This window comes from Orbus hercynius (assembly GCF_003634275.1).
Classification (GTDB): domain Bacteria; phylum Pseudomonadota; class Gammaproteobacteria; order Enterobacterales; family Orbaceae; genus Orbus; species Orbus hercynius.
Genome location: NZ_RBWY01000001.1, coordinates 850,215 through 871,794, shown reverse-complemented (window position 1 = coordinate 871,794; position 21,580 = coordinate 850,215). Strand labels below are relative to the sequence as shown.

Annotated in this window: 4 protein-coding genes; 2 read left to right on the top strand and 2 right to left on the bottom strand. The window is 38.1% G+C overall.

Annotated features, from left to right (window positions below):
* Positions 1-85 precede the first annotated feature (85 nt).
* Positions 86-18,088 carry a non-ribosomal peptide synthetase gene (locus tag DES39_RS04005; RefSeq protein WP_170143335.1) on the top strand — a complete coding sequence of 6,001 codons (18,003 nt, stop codon included), beginning with the start codon at positions 86-88 and terminating at the stop codon, positions 18,086-18,088.
* A 103-nt stretch (positions 18,089-18,191) separates the two neighbouring features.
* Here DES39_RS04005 and DES39_RS04000 read toward each other — a convergent pair whose 3' ends face one another.
* Complete coding sequence (locus DES39_RS04000; protein WP_121144452.1) at positions 18,192-19,118, bottom strand: LysR family transcriptional regulator; 927 nt, start codon at positions 19,116-19,118, stop codon at positions 18,192-18,194.
* A 247-nt stretch (positions 19,119-19,365) separates the two neighbouring features.
* Between DES39_RS04000 and DES39_RS03995 the strand changes: the two genes are divergently transcribed.
* Positions 19,366-20,559, top strand: coding sequence for a multidrug effflux MFS transporter (locus DES39_RS03995; protein ID WP_121144451.1), 1,194 nt, complete (start codon positions 19,366-19,368; stop codon positions 20,557-20,559).
* 76 nt (positions 20,560-20,635) lie between these two features.
* Here the strand turns inward: DES39_RS03995 and DES39_RS03990 are convergent, their stop codons facing one another.
* Positions 20,636-21,538 (bottom strand): LysR family transcriptional regulator, encoded by a 903-nt coding sequence (locus tag DES39_RS03990; RefSeq protein WP_121144450.1) that lies wholly within the window; start codon positions 21,536-21,538, stop codon positions 20,636-20,638.
* Positions 21,539-21,580: the final 42 nt, after the last annotated feature.

Below are 21,580 nucleotides of genomic sequence, written 5' to 3'. Positions count from 1 at the left end.
CGATTACCTATTGCAATAAACTGGCTTAATTTCAAATTTGATTTGTTATTAAATATTCTGTCATTGATATATGGATATAAATAAGATGAAATCTATAAAACTTACGCCTTACCAATCTATTTTTTACTATGAGTGGTTAAATAATCCCAGCCGTAGTGATTACAATGTCGTTATTGATAATACGGTAACCGGAAAACTTGATCAACAGAGATATAATGACAGTTTTGAGCAATTATTAAACGAGCATTTTATTACCCGTCATGTGGTACAAGACACTGAACACGGTCTATGTTGGCAATTAATCGAGCCTGTAGTTAATTTAACCGTATTTCATGATCAGCCGTTAACTGATGAACAAATCTACGCCTTGGTTACTGAACCATTTGATTTACATCAGGGCCCATTAGTTCGTATTCATTTAATTAAGCTTAATGAAGAACGCTATCGTATGCTGTTTATCTTTCACCATATTGTTGTTGATGGTATCAGTACTGAGGAGATCTGGGATAAATGGCGTAAGCTTTATAATGGCGAAGTTTATCAAATCCCTTCTTTAGCTGAACAAACGATTATGCATCAAAATCTTTATCAGTATTTTGAATGTTTATTGTCGAATAATCGAGATGATATGCAGCATTTTTGGCAACAGCATCTGCAAAATTTACACGGTGTTGATTTGAGTTTTTTACAAACCAATCAACGTGACAATAAATCTCAGCCTCTCTCAACATTGACTGAGTATGTATTTAGTTTTGATGAAAATACGACTAAACAGGTTAATCGATTACGCCGACAATATAAAATAACACCTTATCTGTTTGGCCAACTAGTCATGGCAATTTTACTTAATAAAATGTCGAGCAGTAATGATATTGCGCTAGCTTATCCTATTGCTATTTTAGAAGGAAAGGCGCTGTTATACGGTGCTCATATTAATACCATGATTATTGATTATCGGTTTAATGAACAAACGACATTGGCATCACTTATTGAGCAGACTTTAGCATTTTATAAAGATTTAAAAACCAGTCATGCTAAATATTTACCAATTAATGAGATTATTCGCTGTAGCGGTGATTCATCAATATTAAATGTCGCTTTTGCTCAGACGTTCTATCGTGATCATGAAGCGGGCTTGATTGATGTTGAGAATGAGACGGTAAACCATGATTTTCAAGTGGATTTAGCAAGTAAATTACTTTTTGAACAGCAAGAACATAATCATCAAATTCATTATCGCATTCGTTTTGATCGTCACGTGCTTGATCGCAATTTGGTTAACAACTTCATGGGGTATTATCAAACACTTTTTGTCGATATCTTAAATAAATTAACGAGTGGTAATGGGCATGTTGCCATCGATGATATTACGTTAATCGATCCTGAATATGGTTTGACATTACCTATACCAAGTTGCGTTGCGCCAAACGTATCTCCCGATGTTGTGGCACAATTTGAATACATAGCGCACCAATTTCCTGAACGTTTAGCTATTGTTTATGATGATCAAACGCTTACTTATCAACAGCTTAACGAGCAAGCCAATCAATTAGCGCATTATTTAATTAGTCAATTTAAATTAAAACCTGATGATTTAATTGCCCTGTGCCTAGAAAAATCGACCTTGATGCCTATTTGTATTTTAGCGGTATTAAAATCGGGTGCCGCGTATGTGCCAATTGATCCCAATGTGCCTAAGCAAAGATTGGCTTATATATTGCAAGATACTCAAGCAAAAGTGCTATTAACTCAGCACTGTTTCATTGAGGCTTTAAATGAGATTAACGATAGCCAGACACTGTTTATCCCTATTGATAGGCCCGATTTTAACGCAAAGTTAAGCGATTACAACAATGAAAACCTTAATCAGCCGTTAAATCCTAACCAGTTAGCTTATATTATTTATACTAGTGGAACCACTGGCGTACCAAAAGGTGTGATGCTTGAACATCAAGGATTAGCTAATTTAGCGACGATGCAGGCACGTGAATTTGGATTGGCATTAAGCAACAAAATGGTCAAAAATTGCTTGTGGTATGCAAGCTATGTGTTTGATGCACACGTATCTGAGTTATTTACCGCAATAGCCAATGGGCATGTTTTACATATTCTGGCTGAACAAAAACGTTTAGATTTTCATCAGTTGGCTGACTATATTTCGGCTGCCAATATTGATATTGCAACAATTCCCCCTGCATTATTGCACAAAGATCTCTTATTACCATTGCAGACATTAGTTGTGGCGGGTGAAAGCTGTAATTTAGAAATTATGGAGCAATATCATCAACAAGGTACGTGCGTTATCAATGCTTATGGTCCAACTGAAGCAACGGTATGTGCGACTTTACATCATTATCAAATGGGGGATAATAATCTTAATATCGGTTTACCTCTTACCAATACTCAAGTACATATTTTAAATCAACGCTTAGAGCCAGTTCCACCTGGGGTAATTGGGGATTTATACCTCAGTGGTATAGGTTTGGCCCGTGGCTACTTAAACAATACCGAACAAACTGATCAAGTATTTATTACTCATCAATGTAATACCGCTGCACAAACCACAATCCGCTTATATAAAACCGGAGATTTGGCAAGGCAAATGCTTGATGGCACACTTGAGTATGCGGGGCGAAAAGATTTTCAAGTTAAAGTCCGTGGCTTTAGAATTGAGTTAGCTGAAATTGAAAATTGTTTGACACAAATGCCACAAATCAACCAAGCAATTGTTTTAGCACAGACATTAAAGTCAGGATTGAAGTGTTTAACCGCTTATTACCTTGCCACCTCAAAAATCGATGAATCAAGCATGGTAACGTATTTGAGTGAATATTTACCTGATTATATGCAGCCGAGTTATTTCGTCCACTTAACGCAATTTCCTTTAACGGTTAATGGTAAGCTCGATCGCACAGCATTACCATTACCCCAATTGTCGACACAAACACATTATCATGGGCCAACGAATGAAATAGAGGCAGCGCTATGTCAGATATATGCTCAAGTGTTAGCTTGCGATGTAGTGGGTATTGATGATGATTTTTTAAAGTTAGGTGGAGATAGCATCAGTGGTATTTTATTAGTCAGTAAAATACGTCACCAATTACAAGCCAATGTGAGTATACAAGATATTTTTAGCCATAAAACCGTTCGCTTGTTGGCTAAATGTGTCGCGGCTAGCCAAGTGGATCAAAATCCAGATATTGTTGCTGAAAAAGGCCAATTAACCGGTACATTCAAATTGCTACCCATCCAGCAGTGGTTTTTTGAGCGGGTTGAGCGGCGACAATTTTTAGATATCAATCATTGGAACCAAGCTTTTATACTCCATGTGCCTAAATTAGATCTGGCTAGATTACAGCAAAGTTTAACTTTATTGTTTAATTATCATGATGCATTGCGCATGATATTTAGTGTCGATACCGACGGCAATTATAATCAGCATTATCGTCAGGAAATCGGCGCGTTGCCGTTTGATTATATCCACCTTGCAAACAGTCAATACACTGAGCAGCAATTATTCAACCAGTGGCAATTAGGATTTGATATTAATCATGGCCCACTTTGCCATATTGGTTATATTGAGTCTAATGATTATAGCCATGCTAAGTTACATTTTGCATTTCACCATTTAATAATAGATGCAATTAGCTGGCATATTATTAAACAAGATCTGCATAAAATTTATCAGTATTTGACGGTTAATACTGATCGAGTTGTGAATGCTGTCGATATTTTAGGTGAAAAATCATCGAGTTATCGTCAATGGGTTGCACAGCTACACGATTATAGCCACGTACGTGACACACAAGATGAACAGACATATTGGTTAAATATCACCCAGAACATCGCTGCATACTGCCAGCACCTTAAACCATTATTTACACATAAACAGCTCAATTATCTGACGTTAACATTAGATAAAAGCGATACCGCAAATTTACAAACCAAAGTGCACCGCGTATTAGCAACGCAAATTAACGATATATTATTGGCAAGCTTTGTTAGTGCCTTTAAGGCATTTAGCGATATTGATGAACAATATATCACGCTTGAAGGACACGGGCGTGAATCTACCTCTACCCGCCTCGATATTAGCCGAACGGTGGGTTGGTTTACCAATATGTATCCGATACATGTGTCCGCTAATGCTGATATGTTAACGAATGTCGCGCATGTTAAAGATAGCTTAGCGGCGATACCTTATCGCGGAATAGGATTTGCCCCTTTATTTGGATATCGGCAAGAGATGCTTGCACCCATTAGTTTTAATTACTTGGGGCAGTTTGATGGGGCGAGTGAGCAAGACTGGACATTCCAGTTTGCTGACGTTGGGGAGAGTAGTTCTCAGCACAATTTGCTAACTAATTTATTAAGTGTCGACTGTGGCATTATTGGCGGCGAGCTAAAAATCAAATTATCTGCTTATCTTGACGATGTGATGCTAGCACAGTTTGCACAGCATTATCTCAATCACTTACAATTAACCATCGATCAATTATTAAGTGTCGACCGGCAATATTTAACCTTAGCCGATATTGATCATACGATCTCTGCATGTCAGCTCACAAAAATACAACATGATACTGAAGTCGAAGATATTTATTTAGCCAATAGTTTACAAGAAGGTTTTATTTATCATGCTATAAGTCAAGGGCAAGTTGATGATGCTTATCGTACACAGATGTGTTGGGATTATGATAATGCAATTGATGTTCCGGTACTCAAAACAGCTTGGCAGTTGCTACAAGGGCATTATGCAAGCCTTCGTTTACGTTTTAATTGGGATGAAGAGCTCGTGCAAATTATCGATAAAACCGCTGAGTTAAATTGGTCTTATCATGATATCACCGCTCAATCAGCACCGCAGCAACAGTCATTTTTAGCAGATTTACGTCTACAAGATCGTAATTTACCTTATGATCTAACGATTGCGGGATTATTTCGGGTCTATCTTATTAAACATTCCAATTTGCGATATAGCTGCATCTTTAGTACCCATCATGCCATTATCGATGGTTGGAGTAATCCCATTATCATTAAAGCCGTGCATGATATTTATCTTGCGTTGATCAGCGGGCAGAAAGTTACCTTAACGCCTAATAAATACTATCAAAATATACAACGTTATTTACAAAAAAATCGCGCTGAGCATTTAAGTTATTGGCAGCAATATATCAGTCAACAGCACACTCAGGAAGATTTGAGTTTATTACTCGCCGATCAGGCTAGAGGAACGATTTTAAGCCATTATAAACACATTACAACGCCAGTTAAAAAAACATTAGTGTTAGATAATCACCTCTACTATGATCTCAAGTCGATAACAACTGAGTATGCCTTAACCATGAATGCGATTTTGCAATATTGTTGGCATAAGGTGCTTAGTGTATATACTGGCAGCGAAAATACCCTTGTTGGGATGGTGGTTGCCGGTCGTAATCTTCCCGTTGACGGAATCGAAGAGACTGTTGGTTTACTGATCAATACCTTGCCATTAATTGTTGAGCATCAACATGCCAATTCATTATTAAATGCGATACAAGCTTTACAACGAGATATTCAAGAGGCAAATAGTCGTAGTAATGTCAACTTAGCAAGCTTGCAACAGTCAGGTGAACGTCTATTTAGCTCATTATTTGTTTTCGAAAACTATCCTATGCCTGAAAACTGTTTGGCCAATGCATTAAAGATCAATTTTCTGGGAGCAGAAGAAAAACAAGATTATCCTTTAGTGGTAAGTGTTCTAGAGCAAGAGCAGCAGTTAAATATTACGTTATGTTATGCAGGTGAACTGTTTGATTCCGCTCTTATTGATAGCTTGCTTGCTACATTTAAGCAAATTGTTAAGCAAATTGCGCACGACCCGCTAGAACAACATAATCATATTGATTACTTAGACGAGCAGCAACAGCAAAAAGTTATCTATGATTGGAATGAAACACACTGTGATTATTGTGCAGATCAAACGGTGGTCAGTTTGTTTGAGCAACAAGTTACGCAATCATCGGCGCATTTGGCGGTGATGTTTAATGATATTTCGTTAACTTATGCCCAGCTCAATGAACAAGCCAACCAATTAGCGCATTATTTGCAGATAACCCATCAAATACAGCCAAATGATTTTATTGGATTATATTTTGATCGCAGTGAAAAAATTGTTGTCAGTATCTTTGCCGTACTCAAGCTTGGGGCCGTTTATGTGCCAATGGATCCATCGGCGCCGGATGAACGAAATCAATTTATAATGTGTGATGCGAAAGCTAAAGTGATCCTCACGGAGCAAGCATACTATACAACATTGTGCCAGTTTAATTCAGCGGTCGTTGTGATTGATGATCCTAAGGTCATCAATGATATTTCAGCGCAGCGCACGAGCAATCCTATTCATCGTATTGATAGCGGCGATATTGCGTATTGTATTTATACCAGCGGTACAACAGGCAAACCTAAAGGTAACTTGATTAGTCATCAAAACATCAATCGTTTAGTGATTAACCCAAACTATACTGAAATTAACTCAAATGACCGTTTATTGGCGATTTCAGGTTACCAATTTGATGCGTCTATATTTGATATTTTTGGTGCATTACTTAATGGTGCGACGCTAGTACTGCTTGAGAAGCAAAAACTGCTAGACTTATCGGCTTTTAATCAGTTATTGGCAGATCGGCAAATTACACAGTTTTTTACACCAACCGCATTTTTTAATAGTCTCGTTGATGCTGAGCTAATTCACTTAGCCCAGATAGATACTATTTTTGTCGGTGGTGAAGCGCTATCGGTTAATCATGTCAATCATTTTAGAAAACGTTACCCTAACGTTAAGTTACTCAATGTGTATGGTCCAACTGAAACAACAACTTATGCAACCGCTTTTTTAACCAATCATCAAGTGGCAGAATTTAATGCAACGGTGCCAATTGGACGGCCCATCAGTAACACCTGCGTGTATATTCTAAATGAGCAGTTAAAGCCAGTACCTGTTGGTGCGGTAGGTGAGTTATATATCGGTGGTGCAGGGGTTGGGCAAGGATACCTAAACAAACCTGAATTGACTGAGAATGTCTTTATCTCTAACCCATTTCAGCGCAATACAAACAATCCAACAAATGATAATGCACGCATGTATAAGACCGGTGACTTGGTGCGATATCTTGCTAACGGGGACATTGAATATCTTGGCCGTAATGATTCACAAGTAAAAATTCGTGGCTTTAGGATTGAATTAGGTGAGATTGAATCACAGCTAATGACACATCCGGCAATTAAGCAAGCACTGATTGTGGCAAAAGAGAGTGTTCAGGGCGGCAAGCAACTTGTTGCTTATTATGTCGCTTTACATGCGATAAAACGTGAAGAACTATTTGATTATTTATCACAACGTCTGCCTGATTATATGCTGCCGGTTGCGTTTATTTATCTTGAAGCATTGCCGTTAACGATTAATGGCAAAATCGATCGCGCAGCACTTCCTACTGTTAATATCGATGATTCAGATAACTATGTTGCACCTGTTAGTATAACTGAGCATCAATTGACTGAGGTATATAGTGAACTGCTTGGTATAAATATTAATGACATTAGTGTTACGGCTGATTTTTTTAGAATGGGTGGCAACAGTATTTTAGCCATTAAACTGGCCAATCGTTTATCAACTAGGTGTAGTAAGTCCATTCATGTGGCTGATATTTTTAACTACAAAACGATCCGTTTGTTAAGCCAATATATTGATACGCTTTCTCAAGCTTCACTTAAAATCACCGTTTGTAATCCTGCGTCGATACAAGAACAAAAGCTGTCTTTTGCGCAAGAGCGATTATGGTTTATTGACAGCTATGAAGGGGGAAGTGATGCGTATAATATACCGTTAACCTTAGTGTTAAAGCGGCAAACCTCTTTAACTGTGCTAATAAAGGCATTAAATAAAGTCATCGAGCGACATGAAATCCTACGCACCGTCATTAAGACCAATAACCAAGGTGAGGGCTACCAACAGGTTTTGCCTGCTGAACTGGTCAAGATTTCACTTACTTGCCAAAAGTGTCACAATGCTAATGAACTCAACGATTATCTTAGCCTTCATGCGCACAATATTTTTGACCTGTCTGAGCAAATTCCTTTGTCAGTGCAAGCTTATCAGCTTGAACAAACGTGCTATTTAAGCTTAGTCATTCATCATATTGCCTTTGATGGTTGGTCAATTGAATTACTTAGTAACGAACTTAATCACTATTATCATTTTTATGATCAGCCGGGCAAGGTGCTTGATTTACCCGATATTCCGATTCAATATAAAGATTTTGCCCTATGGCAACGTCAGTATTTACAAGCAGATCAGTTACAATCACAAATGGATTATTGGCAATCGATATTACATGATTATCAACCCTTAAATTTAGCCCTTGATTATGTGAGACCGTTAAAGTTTGATTATCACGGTGTGGATATTCATTTCAATTTAACGTTAGAGACTAGTCAAAAATTAAGACAATTAGCCGCTCAGTTAAATGTGAGTTTATACACGGTGTTATTAAGCGGCTACTATTTGTTACTCAACGCATTTAGTAACCAATCTGATATTATTCTTGGTACACCTATTGCTGGCAGGCACTATCCTGGAATTGAAAATACGCTTGGTTTTTTTGTTAATACATTGGTATTAAGATCGCAAATCAACGCAAAAGATGGTGTGAGTGATTTTATTAAAGCAACAGCTCAGCATCTGGCTCAGGCGCAAGCTCATCAAGATTTACCATTTGAAAAATTGATTGATGTTTTACAGATCGATAAAGATGCCTCAAGGCATCCATTGTTCCAAGTCATGTTTGGTGTGCAATCGTTTGGGGCAATCGATGAATATGATTCGCAGTCATTATTTACGCCTTATCAATCACCAGAAATGCAATATCAGGTTGCTAAATTTGATCTTTCAACCATGATGGATGATAGTCAAGATTGTATTCGCGGTGTGTTTAACTATGCGACAGCGTTATTTAAGGCAGATACGATAACGAAATATATCAGTGTTTATCGTCATATATTAGATCAACTCAGTGAATTAGTGAGCACACAGCAGCAAATATGCCATGTAAATTACCTTACCACTGAGCAATATCAAACCATTATTAACGATTGGAATGACACTGATTGTGAGTTCTATGCCGATAAAACGATCGTTAATCTATTTGAAGAGCAGGTAACTCAATTTGCATATTCTCCGGCAGTGATGTTTAATGATGTGACGCTAACTTATGCACAGCTAAATCAGCAGGCTAATCAATTAGCACATTATTTGCAAACACACTATCAAATTCAGCCGAATGATTTTATCGGTTTATATTTAAATCGTAGCGAACAAATCGTGATCGCCATGCTTGCTGTACTCAAAGCCGGGGGGGCTTATGTGCCAATTGACCCCGATACGCCAAACGAGCGTAATGCTTATATTATCGATGATGCGAAAGTTAAAGCAGTCATTACACAAACATGTTATGAATCAAAAATTAAGCAATTTTCTCCTGATGTCGCACTGATTGTTATCGATCAGGATAATCTACATGAGTTAATTTCGTTACAGTGTCACAAAAATATCATTAGCAAAACTCAACCTACTGATTTGGCTTACGCAATTTATACCAGTGGGACAACCGGTCAGCCTAAAGGGACTTTAATTTGCCACTATAATGTTAACCGGTTAGTGATAAATCCTCGTTATACTGAGATTACGCCAAGTGATCGCTTCCTTGATATCTCCGGTTATCAATTTGATGCTTCAATTTACGATATTTTTGGTCCATTACTCAATGGTGCGAGTGTTGTTATCGCTGAAAAACAGCGCTTTTTAGACCTTGAACAATTTAATCATTTACTGGTTAATTATAAAATTAGTAACTGTTTTATTACGGCAGCATTCTTTAATATTTTAGTGGATGCCGGCGTTAAAAATCTCGGTTTGTTAAAATATATACTAGTCGGTGGTGAGGCGCTATCGGCTTACCATGTCAACCAATTTAGGCAACAATATCCAAATGTAAAATTAGTCAATGGCTATGGCCCAACGGAAACAACCACCTTTGCGGTGACCTACCAGATTAATACCGCTACTCAACCTTTCAGTGTGAATGTACCAATTGGGCGACCGATTAATAACACCTCATTGTATATTTTAGACCCTCATCTACGCCCTGTACCACTCGGTGGCATAGGGGAGCTCTATATTGGCGGAGAAGGCGTTGGATTAGGGTATTTAAATAATCCAGAATTAACGGCGAAAGTGTTTATTGCAAATCCATTCCAAAGTGAAAAACAGCGCACACAAGGTCGTAATGCACGGCTATATAAAACGGGTGATTTAGTTCGTTATCTTGATAATGGTATTGTGGAATATTTAGGGCGTAACGATTTTCAAGTGAAAATTCGAGGTTTTAGAATTGAGCTTGCTGAAATTGAGACACAACTCGCCAAGCACCCACAAGTCAAACAAGCATTAGTTATTGCTCGTAATAACTCGCACGGTGATAAACAGCTTATTGCTTACTATCTTGCTTTGCAACCGATTGAAAATCATCAGCTACAGGATTATTTGGCACAATTTTTACCAGAATACATGATCCCCGCAGCGTTTATTCAGCTAGATACTTTACCACTGACGCTTAACGGTAAAGTTAATCTTGCCGCGCTACCAACGGCAACACTTGTGGCCGATCGTCAACATGTTGCAGCGATGAGCATCACCGAACATCGAATTGCTAAATTGTTTAGCGAATTATTGGTGCTAGATACTGACAATATTAGCATCAACGATGACTTTTTTAGATTAGGTGGCAACAGTATTTTAGCCATTAAACTTGCTAATCGAATTACCAATAGTTGTCGTAAATCAGTGCATGTTGCTGATATTTTTAACTACAAAACCATCAGTCGACTAAGTCAGTATATTGATAAGATAGCTAGTCAGCAACGCGCCATTCTACCGCAACAAGTTGATTGTGTAGAACAGCAATTATTATCATTTGCGCAAGAACGTCTATGGTTTATTGATCGCTACGAAAGGGGAAGTAATGCTTATAATATTCCATTAGTATTACAGCTTAATCAACAACTTTCACTGATAACTTTAACGCAAGCGTTAAATAAAATCCTTGAGCGCCACGAAATATTAAGAACCATCATTAAAACGAATAGTGCGGGAGAAGGTTATCAACAAGTTTTACCAATGGAGCGCGTTAAACTCAATATTGAGCATAAAAAATGTCAGCATATCGATGAGTTAAATCAAGCGATTACAACGCATATTCATCAAGTCTTTGACTTAGCAACAGATACACCTTTATCGGTACAAAGTTATCAATTATCTGCGCAGACGTATCTAAGCTTAGTCATTCATCATATTGCCTTTGATGGGTGGTCAATTGATCTGCTCATTAAAGAGCTTAACTATTATTATCTGTTATTTAATGCATCAAAGTCCGAGCCAGATCTTCCGGCCGTTGCGATTCAATATAAGGATTTTGCCTTATGGCAGCGCCAATATTTGCAAGGTGAGCATCTCCAGACTCAGCTCGATTACTGGCGCAATAAGTTACAAGATTATCAACTGCTAAATTTACCGCTCGATCACCCAAGGCCGAAGCTAATGGATTATCGCGGTAACGATATTCACTTTAGTTTAACACTTGAAACGAGTCAGCAACTCAGACAATTAGCCGCGAATTTGAATGTCAGTTTATACACTGTATTACTCAGTGGTTATTATCTGCTATTACAAGCTTACAGTAATCAATCCGATATTATATTAGGTACGCCAATAGCGGGTAGGCAGTATGCGGATATTGAAAATACCATGGGCTTTTTTGTTAATACTTTAGTATTGAGACGTGAAATTGATGAATACATGCCACTTGCAGATTTTATCCGTACAACGGGTCAGCAACTGATTGAAGCACAGCAGTATCAGGATTTGCCCTTTGAAAAGTTAGTTGATGCCCTAAGCACCACACAAGATCCATCTAGACATCCTATTTTCCAAGTTATGTTTGGAGTACAGTCATTTGGTTCATCAATCAATGATTGCCAATCCGAATCACTCTTTACCACTTATCAAACGGATTGTGCACAGTATCAGGTAGCAAAATTTGATTTAACCACCATACTTGACGATAGCCAAGACGTCATTAAGGGATTTTTCAACTATGCAACGGCGTTATTTAATCCTGAAACAATCGCTCGATATATTGAGGTATATAGCGATATTTTGAAGCAAATGGGCGAGGCTTACTTACAGCAACAACCTATTAGCCAATTACGCTACCTTAACGATTCAAGTTATGACAAAGTGATTCATCGTTGGAATCAAACTCAACTTGATTATCCATGTGATAAAACGATCGCGCAGATGTTTGAAGTGCAAGCCGCACGAACACCTGACAATATTGCGGTTGTTTACGAAAATTGCCGCTTAACTTATCAGCAATTAAACGAACGTGCGAATCAATTAGCGACTTATTTAAAACAACAATTTCAGATACAGCCTGATGATTTAGTGGCTATTTGTCTAGATAAAACTGAGCAGCTTATTGTCAGTATGTTAGCTGTACTTAAAGCGGGTGGCGCTTATGTACCACTAAGTCCTAAATTGCCGTCAGAAAGGCAAAATTGGATAGTTTATGACACTTGTTGTAAAGTGGTGATGACATCCTCACAGCATATTGATGCATTAAGCAAGTCCCTTAAAACGACAACGACGTTATTAAACTTAGATGATATTGATGTTCGGAATAACTTAAACACTATTGATATCAATAACTTAGATTGCTCAGCTACAGCCAACGATTTAGCGTATATTATTTATACTAGTGGCACGACCGGACGACCTAAAGGGGTGATGATTGAGCATCATTGTGTTATTAATGCAACTTATATTCAAAGATCTGTTATGGGACTCGCGGCATGCGCCGTTGATACTACCACTCAAAATATATTATGGTACTCTGACTATACATTTGATGCCCATGTGCTAGATGTGTTTACGACGCTATTAACCGGAAACTGCCTGCATATCTTTGCTCAAGATAAATGTTTAGATCTACAGGCACTTATTGAGTATGCTACCGAACAACATATCAATTATGCTTTTATTCCGCCGGCTTTATTGGATAAAACCACCATTATCCCAATTGATAAAATATTGCTTGGGGGGGAAAGTGTGTCACAGCAAATTGTTGACCATTACTTGGCTAATAAGCGGCAATTAATCAATGCGTATGGTCCAACTGAGGCAACGATTTGGGTAACTTACCACCATTATCGATCGGGTGATATCAATAGTAATATTGGTAGGCCAATTTATAATGCGTCGGTTTATGTCCTTGATAGGCAGTTACGACCCGTTCCGGTTGGAGCTTTTGGTGAGCTCTATATTGGTGGGGTCGGAGTAGCAAGGGGCTATTTGAATAATAGTGAGCTCACTCGCCGTGTTTTTATTGATAATCCATTTCAGAGCGAAATACAGCGATTAAACGGCCATAATTGCCGACTTTATAAAACAGGGGATATTGTCCGTTATCTTGAGGATGGTAGCCTTGAATATATTGGTCGTAATGATTTTCAGGTCAAAATTAGAGGCTTTCGTATTGAATTGGCTGAAATTGAAGCACAATTAATTCAATATCAAGTGGTTAAACAAGCGCTGGTGCTGGCTTGTGATAACGCTCAAGGCGATAAACAGCTGATAGCTTATTACGTCGCTGATGAATCAATTCAAACGGATGATTTAATTGTTCATCTTAAACAGTCACTGCCTGAATATATGATCCCAGCGTCGTTTATCCACCTTGAGGAATTACCTTTAACGCTTGCAGGTAAAGTTAACCGCTCCCAGTTACCCGCGGTAAGTTTTAGTCCAACGACAACATGCGTTAAAGCGGTAACTCAAACCGAACATATTGTGACCGAGGTTTATAGTCAGTTACTTGCGTTGCCAACAGATTCTATCAGTATCACGGATGATTTTTTTAGGATGGGTGGTAACAGTATTTTAGCCATTAAACTCGCAACTCGGCTTGCTGATAAAACAGCTAAAGCGGTGCATATTGCTGATATTTTTCATTATAAAACCATTCAAGCAATCAGTGAGTATATTGATAGCGCAGTGAGTTCTCAGTTGGTAATCAAAGCTCCACAAGTTAAGCAAGCGCAAGATCAATTGCTATCTTTTGCCCAAGAACGCTTATGGTTTATTGATAATTATGAAGGGGGGAGCTGTGCTTATAATATTCCGTTAACATTGCAGTTTACTCAAGATATTTCATTTACTGTGTTAGCGAAAGCGCTTAATAAAATTGTGCAGCGGCATGAAATCCTACGTACGATTATAAAAACGAATATAGATGGTGTTGGTTATCAATATATTTTATCTTCAGACAGTGTGCATATTGCACTTGATCCTATCTTATGCCAAACGACGGCTGAATTAAATGCACAGATGACGGCGCATATTAATCAGATCTTTGATTTGACCAAGCAAATTCCATTGTCAGCACAAAGTTATCAGCTTGGTGAGATATGCTATCTGAGCTTAGTCATTCATCATATTGCTTTTGATGGTTGGTCTGTTGATTTATTGATGAAAGAGTTAAATCACTATTATCATTTCTTTAGCAGCACAGATAATCAAGTCGAGCTTGTACCTGTCAATGTTCAATATAAAGAGTTTGCATTATGGCAGCGGCAATATCTACAAGGCGTGCGTTTACAATCACAGCTAGATTATTGGTATAATAGATTAGTTGATTATCAGCCATTAAATTTACCAGTTGATTATCCTCGGCCAAGCCAGATTGATTACCGTGGCGCTGATATCGGCTTTCATCTAACGCTTGAGACGAGTCAAAAACTTAGACAACTGGCGGCTGATTTGAACGTAAGCTTATATACGGTACTATTAAGTGGATATTATTTATTCCTTAGAGCTTATAGCAATCAATCCGATATTATTCTAGGTACACCAATTGCAGGTAGACATTATTCTGGCATTGAAGATACGATGGGATTTTTTGTCAATACGTTAACCTTACGGCGTGAAATTGATCCAGATCAAAGTGTAATTGATTTTATTCAAGCAACGGGGATTTTGCAGCATGAAGCTCAACAACATCAAGATCTTCCATTTGAAAAATTGGTAGAAGCACTGAAGATTGAAAAAGACACATCACGGCATCCGCTATTTCAGGTCATGTTTGGATTACAATCTTTCGGCGTTATAGACCAAAATGAGGCTAAATCAATATTCATGCCTTATCAAGCTAGTTCGGGTTATAATATTGCTAAATTTGATTTATCGACCATGCTTGATGATAGCCAAACAATAATCAGCGGTAATTTTAACTATGCGACATCATTATTTAAAGCTGAAACGATAACCAATTATATCAATGTTTATTGCTATATCCTCGATCAGCTCAGTGAGTTAGCGAATCGAAATCAAACGATTAAGCAATTACGCTATCTTGATGAGGTTAACTATAACAAAGTTATTATGCAGTGGAATCAAACTAAACAAGATTATCCGCATAATAAAACGATACATCAAATGTTCGAAGAACAAGTCATTAGAACGCCGGATAATATTGCTGTGATTTATGAGGGAGAAGGATTATCCTACCGTCAGTTGAATGAACAAGCCAATCAGTTAGCCGCGTATTTAAGGGATAATTTTGCCATTCAAGGTGATGATTTGGTGGCACTTTATTTGGATCGATCACTATTTATGCCGATTGCAATATTAGCAATTTTGAAGTCGGGTGGGGCCTATGTGCCGATTGATCCGTTAGCACCAACAGATCGATCTCGTTATATTTTAACTGATACTAAGGCGAAGGTTATCTTAACGGTGACGGCATGTTATGATAAATGCCTCTCTTTGGTAGCGGCAGATCAATGCGTGGTCGATTTGCAATCAACAGCGATAATTGCACAGGTTGCTCGTTATACAGCTAATCATTTGAGCCCTATCGCAACGGCAAATAATTTAGCATACGTTATCTATACCAGTGGAACTACCGGCAATCCGAAAGGTGTAATGCTAGAACACAGGGGGGTGATTAATCGGATTCTTTGGATGCATAAAGCGTATCCAATCAACCCGCAAGATCGGATTTTACAAAAAACCAATTATACCTTTGATGTCTCAGTCTGGGAGCTATTTTGGGCGAATTGGTATGGTGCATGTATCGTCTTTTCCCATTCAGAGCATTATAAAGATAATGTATATTTAGCAACATTAATTGAGTCTGAGCAGGTTACGGTACTGCATTTTGTACCATCAATGCTCGTTGCATTTGTTGAAACAATCGCAGCACAGCCATCACTACAAGCTAAGTTACAGAAATTAAAGTACTTATTTTGCAGTGGTGAAGCACTGAACTTATATGAAGTGCAACATTGCCATCGATTATTACCAAATTGCCAAATACATAATCTATATGGACCTACTGAGGCCACCGTTGATGTGCTATATTACGATTGTAACGAGCCAGGTATTAAACAGGTGTTAATTGGTAAACCGATTGATAATACATCAGCCTATGTATTAGATGACTGCTTGCAAGCGGTACCCTTAGGGGGCATTGGAGAGCTTTATGTAGGCGGAGATGGTGTTGCACGAGGTTATTTACATAATCCAACACTCTCGAATGAACGTTTTATTGCTAATCCTTTTCAAACAGCACAAGAGCTGCAACAGCAGTATAATAGCCGTATTTATAAAACTGGCGATGTTGTTCGCTACATGCAAGATGGTAATATTGAGTACCTTGGGCGTAATGATTTTCAGGTTAAAATACGCGGTTATCGCATCGAACTCAATGAGATTGAAGCCTGTTTGATGAACTATTTTGCCATTAATTATGCGGTGGTTATTGCCTATGAGCGATCAGTAAAAGATAAGTATCTTGTTGCTTACTATGTGGCTAATTGCGAGCTCGATACGCAAGAGATTATGTCACATCTACGTCAAAAATTACCTGAGTATATGATTCCAACGGCCTTTGTACATCTCGATGCGCTGCCAGTCACATCCAATGGTAAACTCGATAGGAAACAACTTCCTAAACCTGAATTGACACACTCGGTTGTGCATGTCTCACCTGAAAATGAGCACGAAATGATATTAAGTGAAATCTTTGCTGATACACTCAATATTGCTGTTGGTGAGATTAGTATGACGCATAATTTCTTTACATTAGGCGGCAATAGTATTTTGGCAATGAAGCTCAATAGCCGTATTAATCAAGTATTTCAAGTCAAGTTGTCTTTAGTTGATATTTTAAATGCGCATACGATAAAAGCATTGGCAATCAAACTCAGCACCACCGATAAGTTGGTGTTTAATCCGGTTATTGCGATGTCAGCCATAACCGATAAACCACAATTATTTATGATTCATCCTGGAATGGGAGGGTGCTCGGTTTATTTATCATTAGCTAATCGATTAGCCCATCATTACTGTTGTTATGGTGTGGATTCTTATAATTTTTATCATGAAAATAAAATTGATCACATTTCGCAATTAGCTCGCTATTATTTGTCGTATATCGATAAAATTTGTGATTTTAATCAACCAATTACATTATTAGGTTGGTCGCTAGGCGGACAAATTGCATTGGAAATAGCGACGATGTTAGAGGCTAGAAACTTTACGAACATCAAAATATGTGCGCTAGATACTTGGCTACTTAATCAGGATGATCTTAATGAGGATAGGCCGAATATTGATTTAGATCAGTTAATGCTAGAATTAAATATTCCTAAATATTTGCGGGCTAATGTTGTGTCAGTTGCAGATGTTGATATGAAGCTCTCTTTACAACCGTTATCAGCTAAACTGAAATATACCAAGGTGCTTTTATTTAAGGCTATGCAAGAAAAAGGATTTGGTGCGTTACATCATAAGTATACCTTTAATAATATTGATGCTTACCTTTACTCAGCCGAGCAATTACGTGTGGTGCCATTATCAACCGATCACTATAAAATTCTCGAAAAAGAACAGGAGATTATCGATCAATTACTTAATGTCCTTAAATGAAACCGTGATAAGTCGAGTTGATTAATCACGTTAAATTGCCATATTGATAATCTTTATCAATATGGCTAAATTCTGTTAGTCAACGGGTCAGTCTATCATCTAATTAAGATCTGGTCTTTGTCTGCACTTGGCATAATGCGTCGATGAGTAGGCGGAGCAATGGTTGAGATTCGCTGCGATTGGGATAATAGAGATAATAAGGGGGATAAGTGGTTCGCCAATTTGGTAATAATTCGATCAATTGCTCTTTTTCAATCTCATCGTTGATCATCGTTTTTGGTAACCAAGTAATACCTAAACCGTCAATGGCTGCTTTGACTTTTAATCGAGCATTACTCAAAACGATTGCGAAGTTTGGGTTGAAATGAAGAAGATTTTTATGTGATGACGTTGATGCGGTGACGTCAGTGAGATCCCAGGCCATGACTTTTTCATTAGAAGGTAAACGCATGCTAATACAGCGGTGCTGATATAATTCTAATGGTGTTTGGGGGATACCATATTTGTGCAGATAATCTGGCGAGGCGACAGTAATCATCTGTAACGGTTCAGTGATTTGCTTTGCAATCATGTCTTGTGCGACATGATTCCCTAAACGAATACCAATATCATAGCGATCTTTAACAATATCTGACCGGGCATAATCTGTGGTAATTTCTAATTGAATATGAGGAAAGTTTTTAGCAAATGCAGCTAATTTATCCCATAATAGAATATTAATCGCATGTTCAGTACCATTAATCCTTAGTTTGCCGTGAGGCGTATCACGGAAGTGATTAAGTTTGGTAATTTTTTGATCTAAAGCCATTATTAATGGATCAATATCATTAAACAGCTGTTCTCCAGCCGGTGTTAATGACACACTCCGGGTTGTTCGTGTGAATAATTGAATGGCTAAGCGCTGTTCAAGGGTTTTAATTGTGTAACTTAATGCGGATTGTGCGACGCCTAGCTGCCCAGCGGCTTTTGTAAAACTGCCTGTATTGGCAATCATGACAAATGCGCGTAAGTCATTTAAATTTTCAAGCATACAAAGAGACCTATCAATGATCTATGTTGGGGAATAACAAGGCGATGATTGTAACCGTATTGAGTATAAAAAGCATAGATTAATAAAAAAAATATATAACTCTAATCAAAATGTCGGGCTTAATGAATATCGGCTGTTTCTGTTATAGTGCTTGCCGGTAAATCGGGCGCTATAATGTCAAGCGGTCGCTATTACTTTGATTGTAATTTTTAAAGGGCAAATTAAAATATTAACGAGTAGACGGTTAATGATAAAACATAATCACACAATATCAAATTGGCTACTGATGGTCATTCTTGCCACTTTAATGGCAGTTACCTCGTTGTCAGTTGATATATATTTACCTGCAATGCCACAAATGCAACATGATTTATCCGGCGATATTGAATTGACGATTACTGGTTTTTTAGTGGGTTTTGCTTTAGCGCAACTTGTTTGGGGGCCCATTAGTGATCGTATTGGGCGCCGGAAACCACTTTTTATTGGCATGATACTCTTTATCATTGGGTCTGTTGGGTGTGCACTGTCACAAGATATTGAACAAATTATTTTTTGGCGCATATTTCAAGCGTTTGGCGCATGCACTGGACCGATGATAGCAAGAGCGATTGTGCGTGATCTTTATAGCAAAACGAAAGCGGCTCAAGTGCTATCGACGTTGACTATCGTTATGGCGATTGCGCCTATTGCGGGGCCATTAATCGGAGGGCAACTCATTCAATTGAGTTCATGGCATAGTATTTTTTGGTTATTAGCCGCTATTGGGACTGTAATATTATTGAGTATTTTATTTTTACCTGAAACCCATCTGCCACCGCAACGGGTAGTGAGTTCAATTAAATCAACGTTTTCTACTTATTATGCTTTGTTAGGTAATTGGCAGTTTATGCGTTATACCTTATGCGTGACATTTTTTTATGTGGCGGCTTATGCATTTATTGTCGGTTCGCCATTTGTCTATATCGATTATTATGGTATTTCTGCACAATATTATGGCTGGTTATTTAGCATTAATATTATTGGGTTGGTTATGGTAAGTTTTATTAATCGCCGTTTAGTGATGAGATATAGCCTTGATTTATTGCTACGTTGTGCAACGATTATTGCCCTAGTGGCATTACTCATTTTAGCCATTTTATTTTATTGGCAAATTGGTGAGGTCTACAGCATTATTATCTTGGTGTTTATATTTTTCTCTATGAACGGCATTATTGCTGCCTGCTCAACTGCAGCAGCGTTAAATTCAGTCGCTAAAATAGCCGGTTCTGCATCAGCCCTAATTGGTTCATTGCAATACGGAAGTGGTATTATATCTTCCGCATTATTAGCATGGTTATCTACTGATTCGCCGGCAACAATGATTGTAATTATGACGCTTTTTAGCTTTGTCTGTGCTTTTGTTATCTTTTTACCCCATAAAGGTGCTAATCATCCCCATTAGCCATAATGTTTATAATAGTAACTTTACGAAAGGGCTATGTTTGGTTGAAAAACAGCATATCACTATTGAATCCCAGTTAGGATTGTTCCCATCGTAATAATGCAATAAAAGCAATCATGGCCGGGGTTTTATGTTTATTTGTTGGGTAGTAAAGATACATCGGTGGATAGGTAATGGCTGATTTTTTTAGCATCTCAACTAATCGACCGGCTTGGATATCCGCTTGTACAGTTGTGCGAGGGAGCCAAGCAATGCCTAAACCGTCAATGACTGACTGTTTGACTAAGGCTTGTGAATTAAAGATCAGGTTTTCGGGAACGCGGATTTTATTGAGCTGTTTTTGTTCCATAAACTCCCATTCACTTAAGCGATATTCTGGATTGAATGAGACGACAATACAGCGATGGTTAATCAAATCTTTAGTGTTTTTAGGTTCACCAAACTCGGTAATATATGGCGGCGCAGCCACTACTGCCATCGTATTTTCATCTGAAATTTGTACCGCTATCATATCTTGTGCGACATCTTTGCCTGAGCGCACGCCAAAATCAAAGCGTTCTGCAACAATATCGCAATAAAGATTATTAATAAATACTTCTAATTTGAGATCAGGATTGGTGGCTAAAAAACCGTTAATTTTGGGGTAGATTAACTCAAATGCCGGGCGCTCTGGGCAGTTAATGCGAATCCGTCCACTCATTCTATCGGTATAATCAGCCAGTGCACTGAGCTCTTGTTGGATACTGGTAAACATCGGTGCGGTGCGTTCCAATAATTGTTGCCCCGCTTGGGTGGTAGAAACTGAGCGGGTGGTTCGGTTTAATAGTTTGATTTTTAGACGTTTTTCCAAACTATTTATGCGATGACTTAAGGCGGATGGTTGCACGTTTAACACCGTTGCTGCTTGGGTAAAACTGCCCAATTTTGCCACCTGAACAAAGGCATAGAGATCGTTGAAGTGTTTGCTGTCGTCCATCATTAACCTATTGCTGAATTTTATTCACAAGCTCATTATGATTAT

Excerpts from the sequence above, each read along its gene's own strand:
- DES39_RS04005 (WP_170143335.1), top strand. The coding sequence starts at position 86 with ATGAAATCTATAAAACTTACGCCTTACCAATCTATTTTTTACTATGAG.
- DES39_RS04000 (WP_121144452.1), bottom strand. The coding sequence starts at position 19,118 with ATGCTTGAAAATTTAAATGACTTACGCGCATTTGTCATGATTGCCAAT.
- DES39_RS03995 (WP_121144451.1), top strand. The coding sequence starts at position 19,366 with ATGATAAAACATAATCACACAATATCAAATTGGCTACTGATGGTCATT.
- DES39_RS03990 (WP_121144450.1), bottom strand. The coding sequence starts at position 21,538 with ATGATGGACGACAGCAAACACTTCAACGATCTCTATGCCTTTGTTCAG.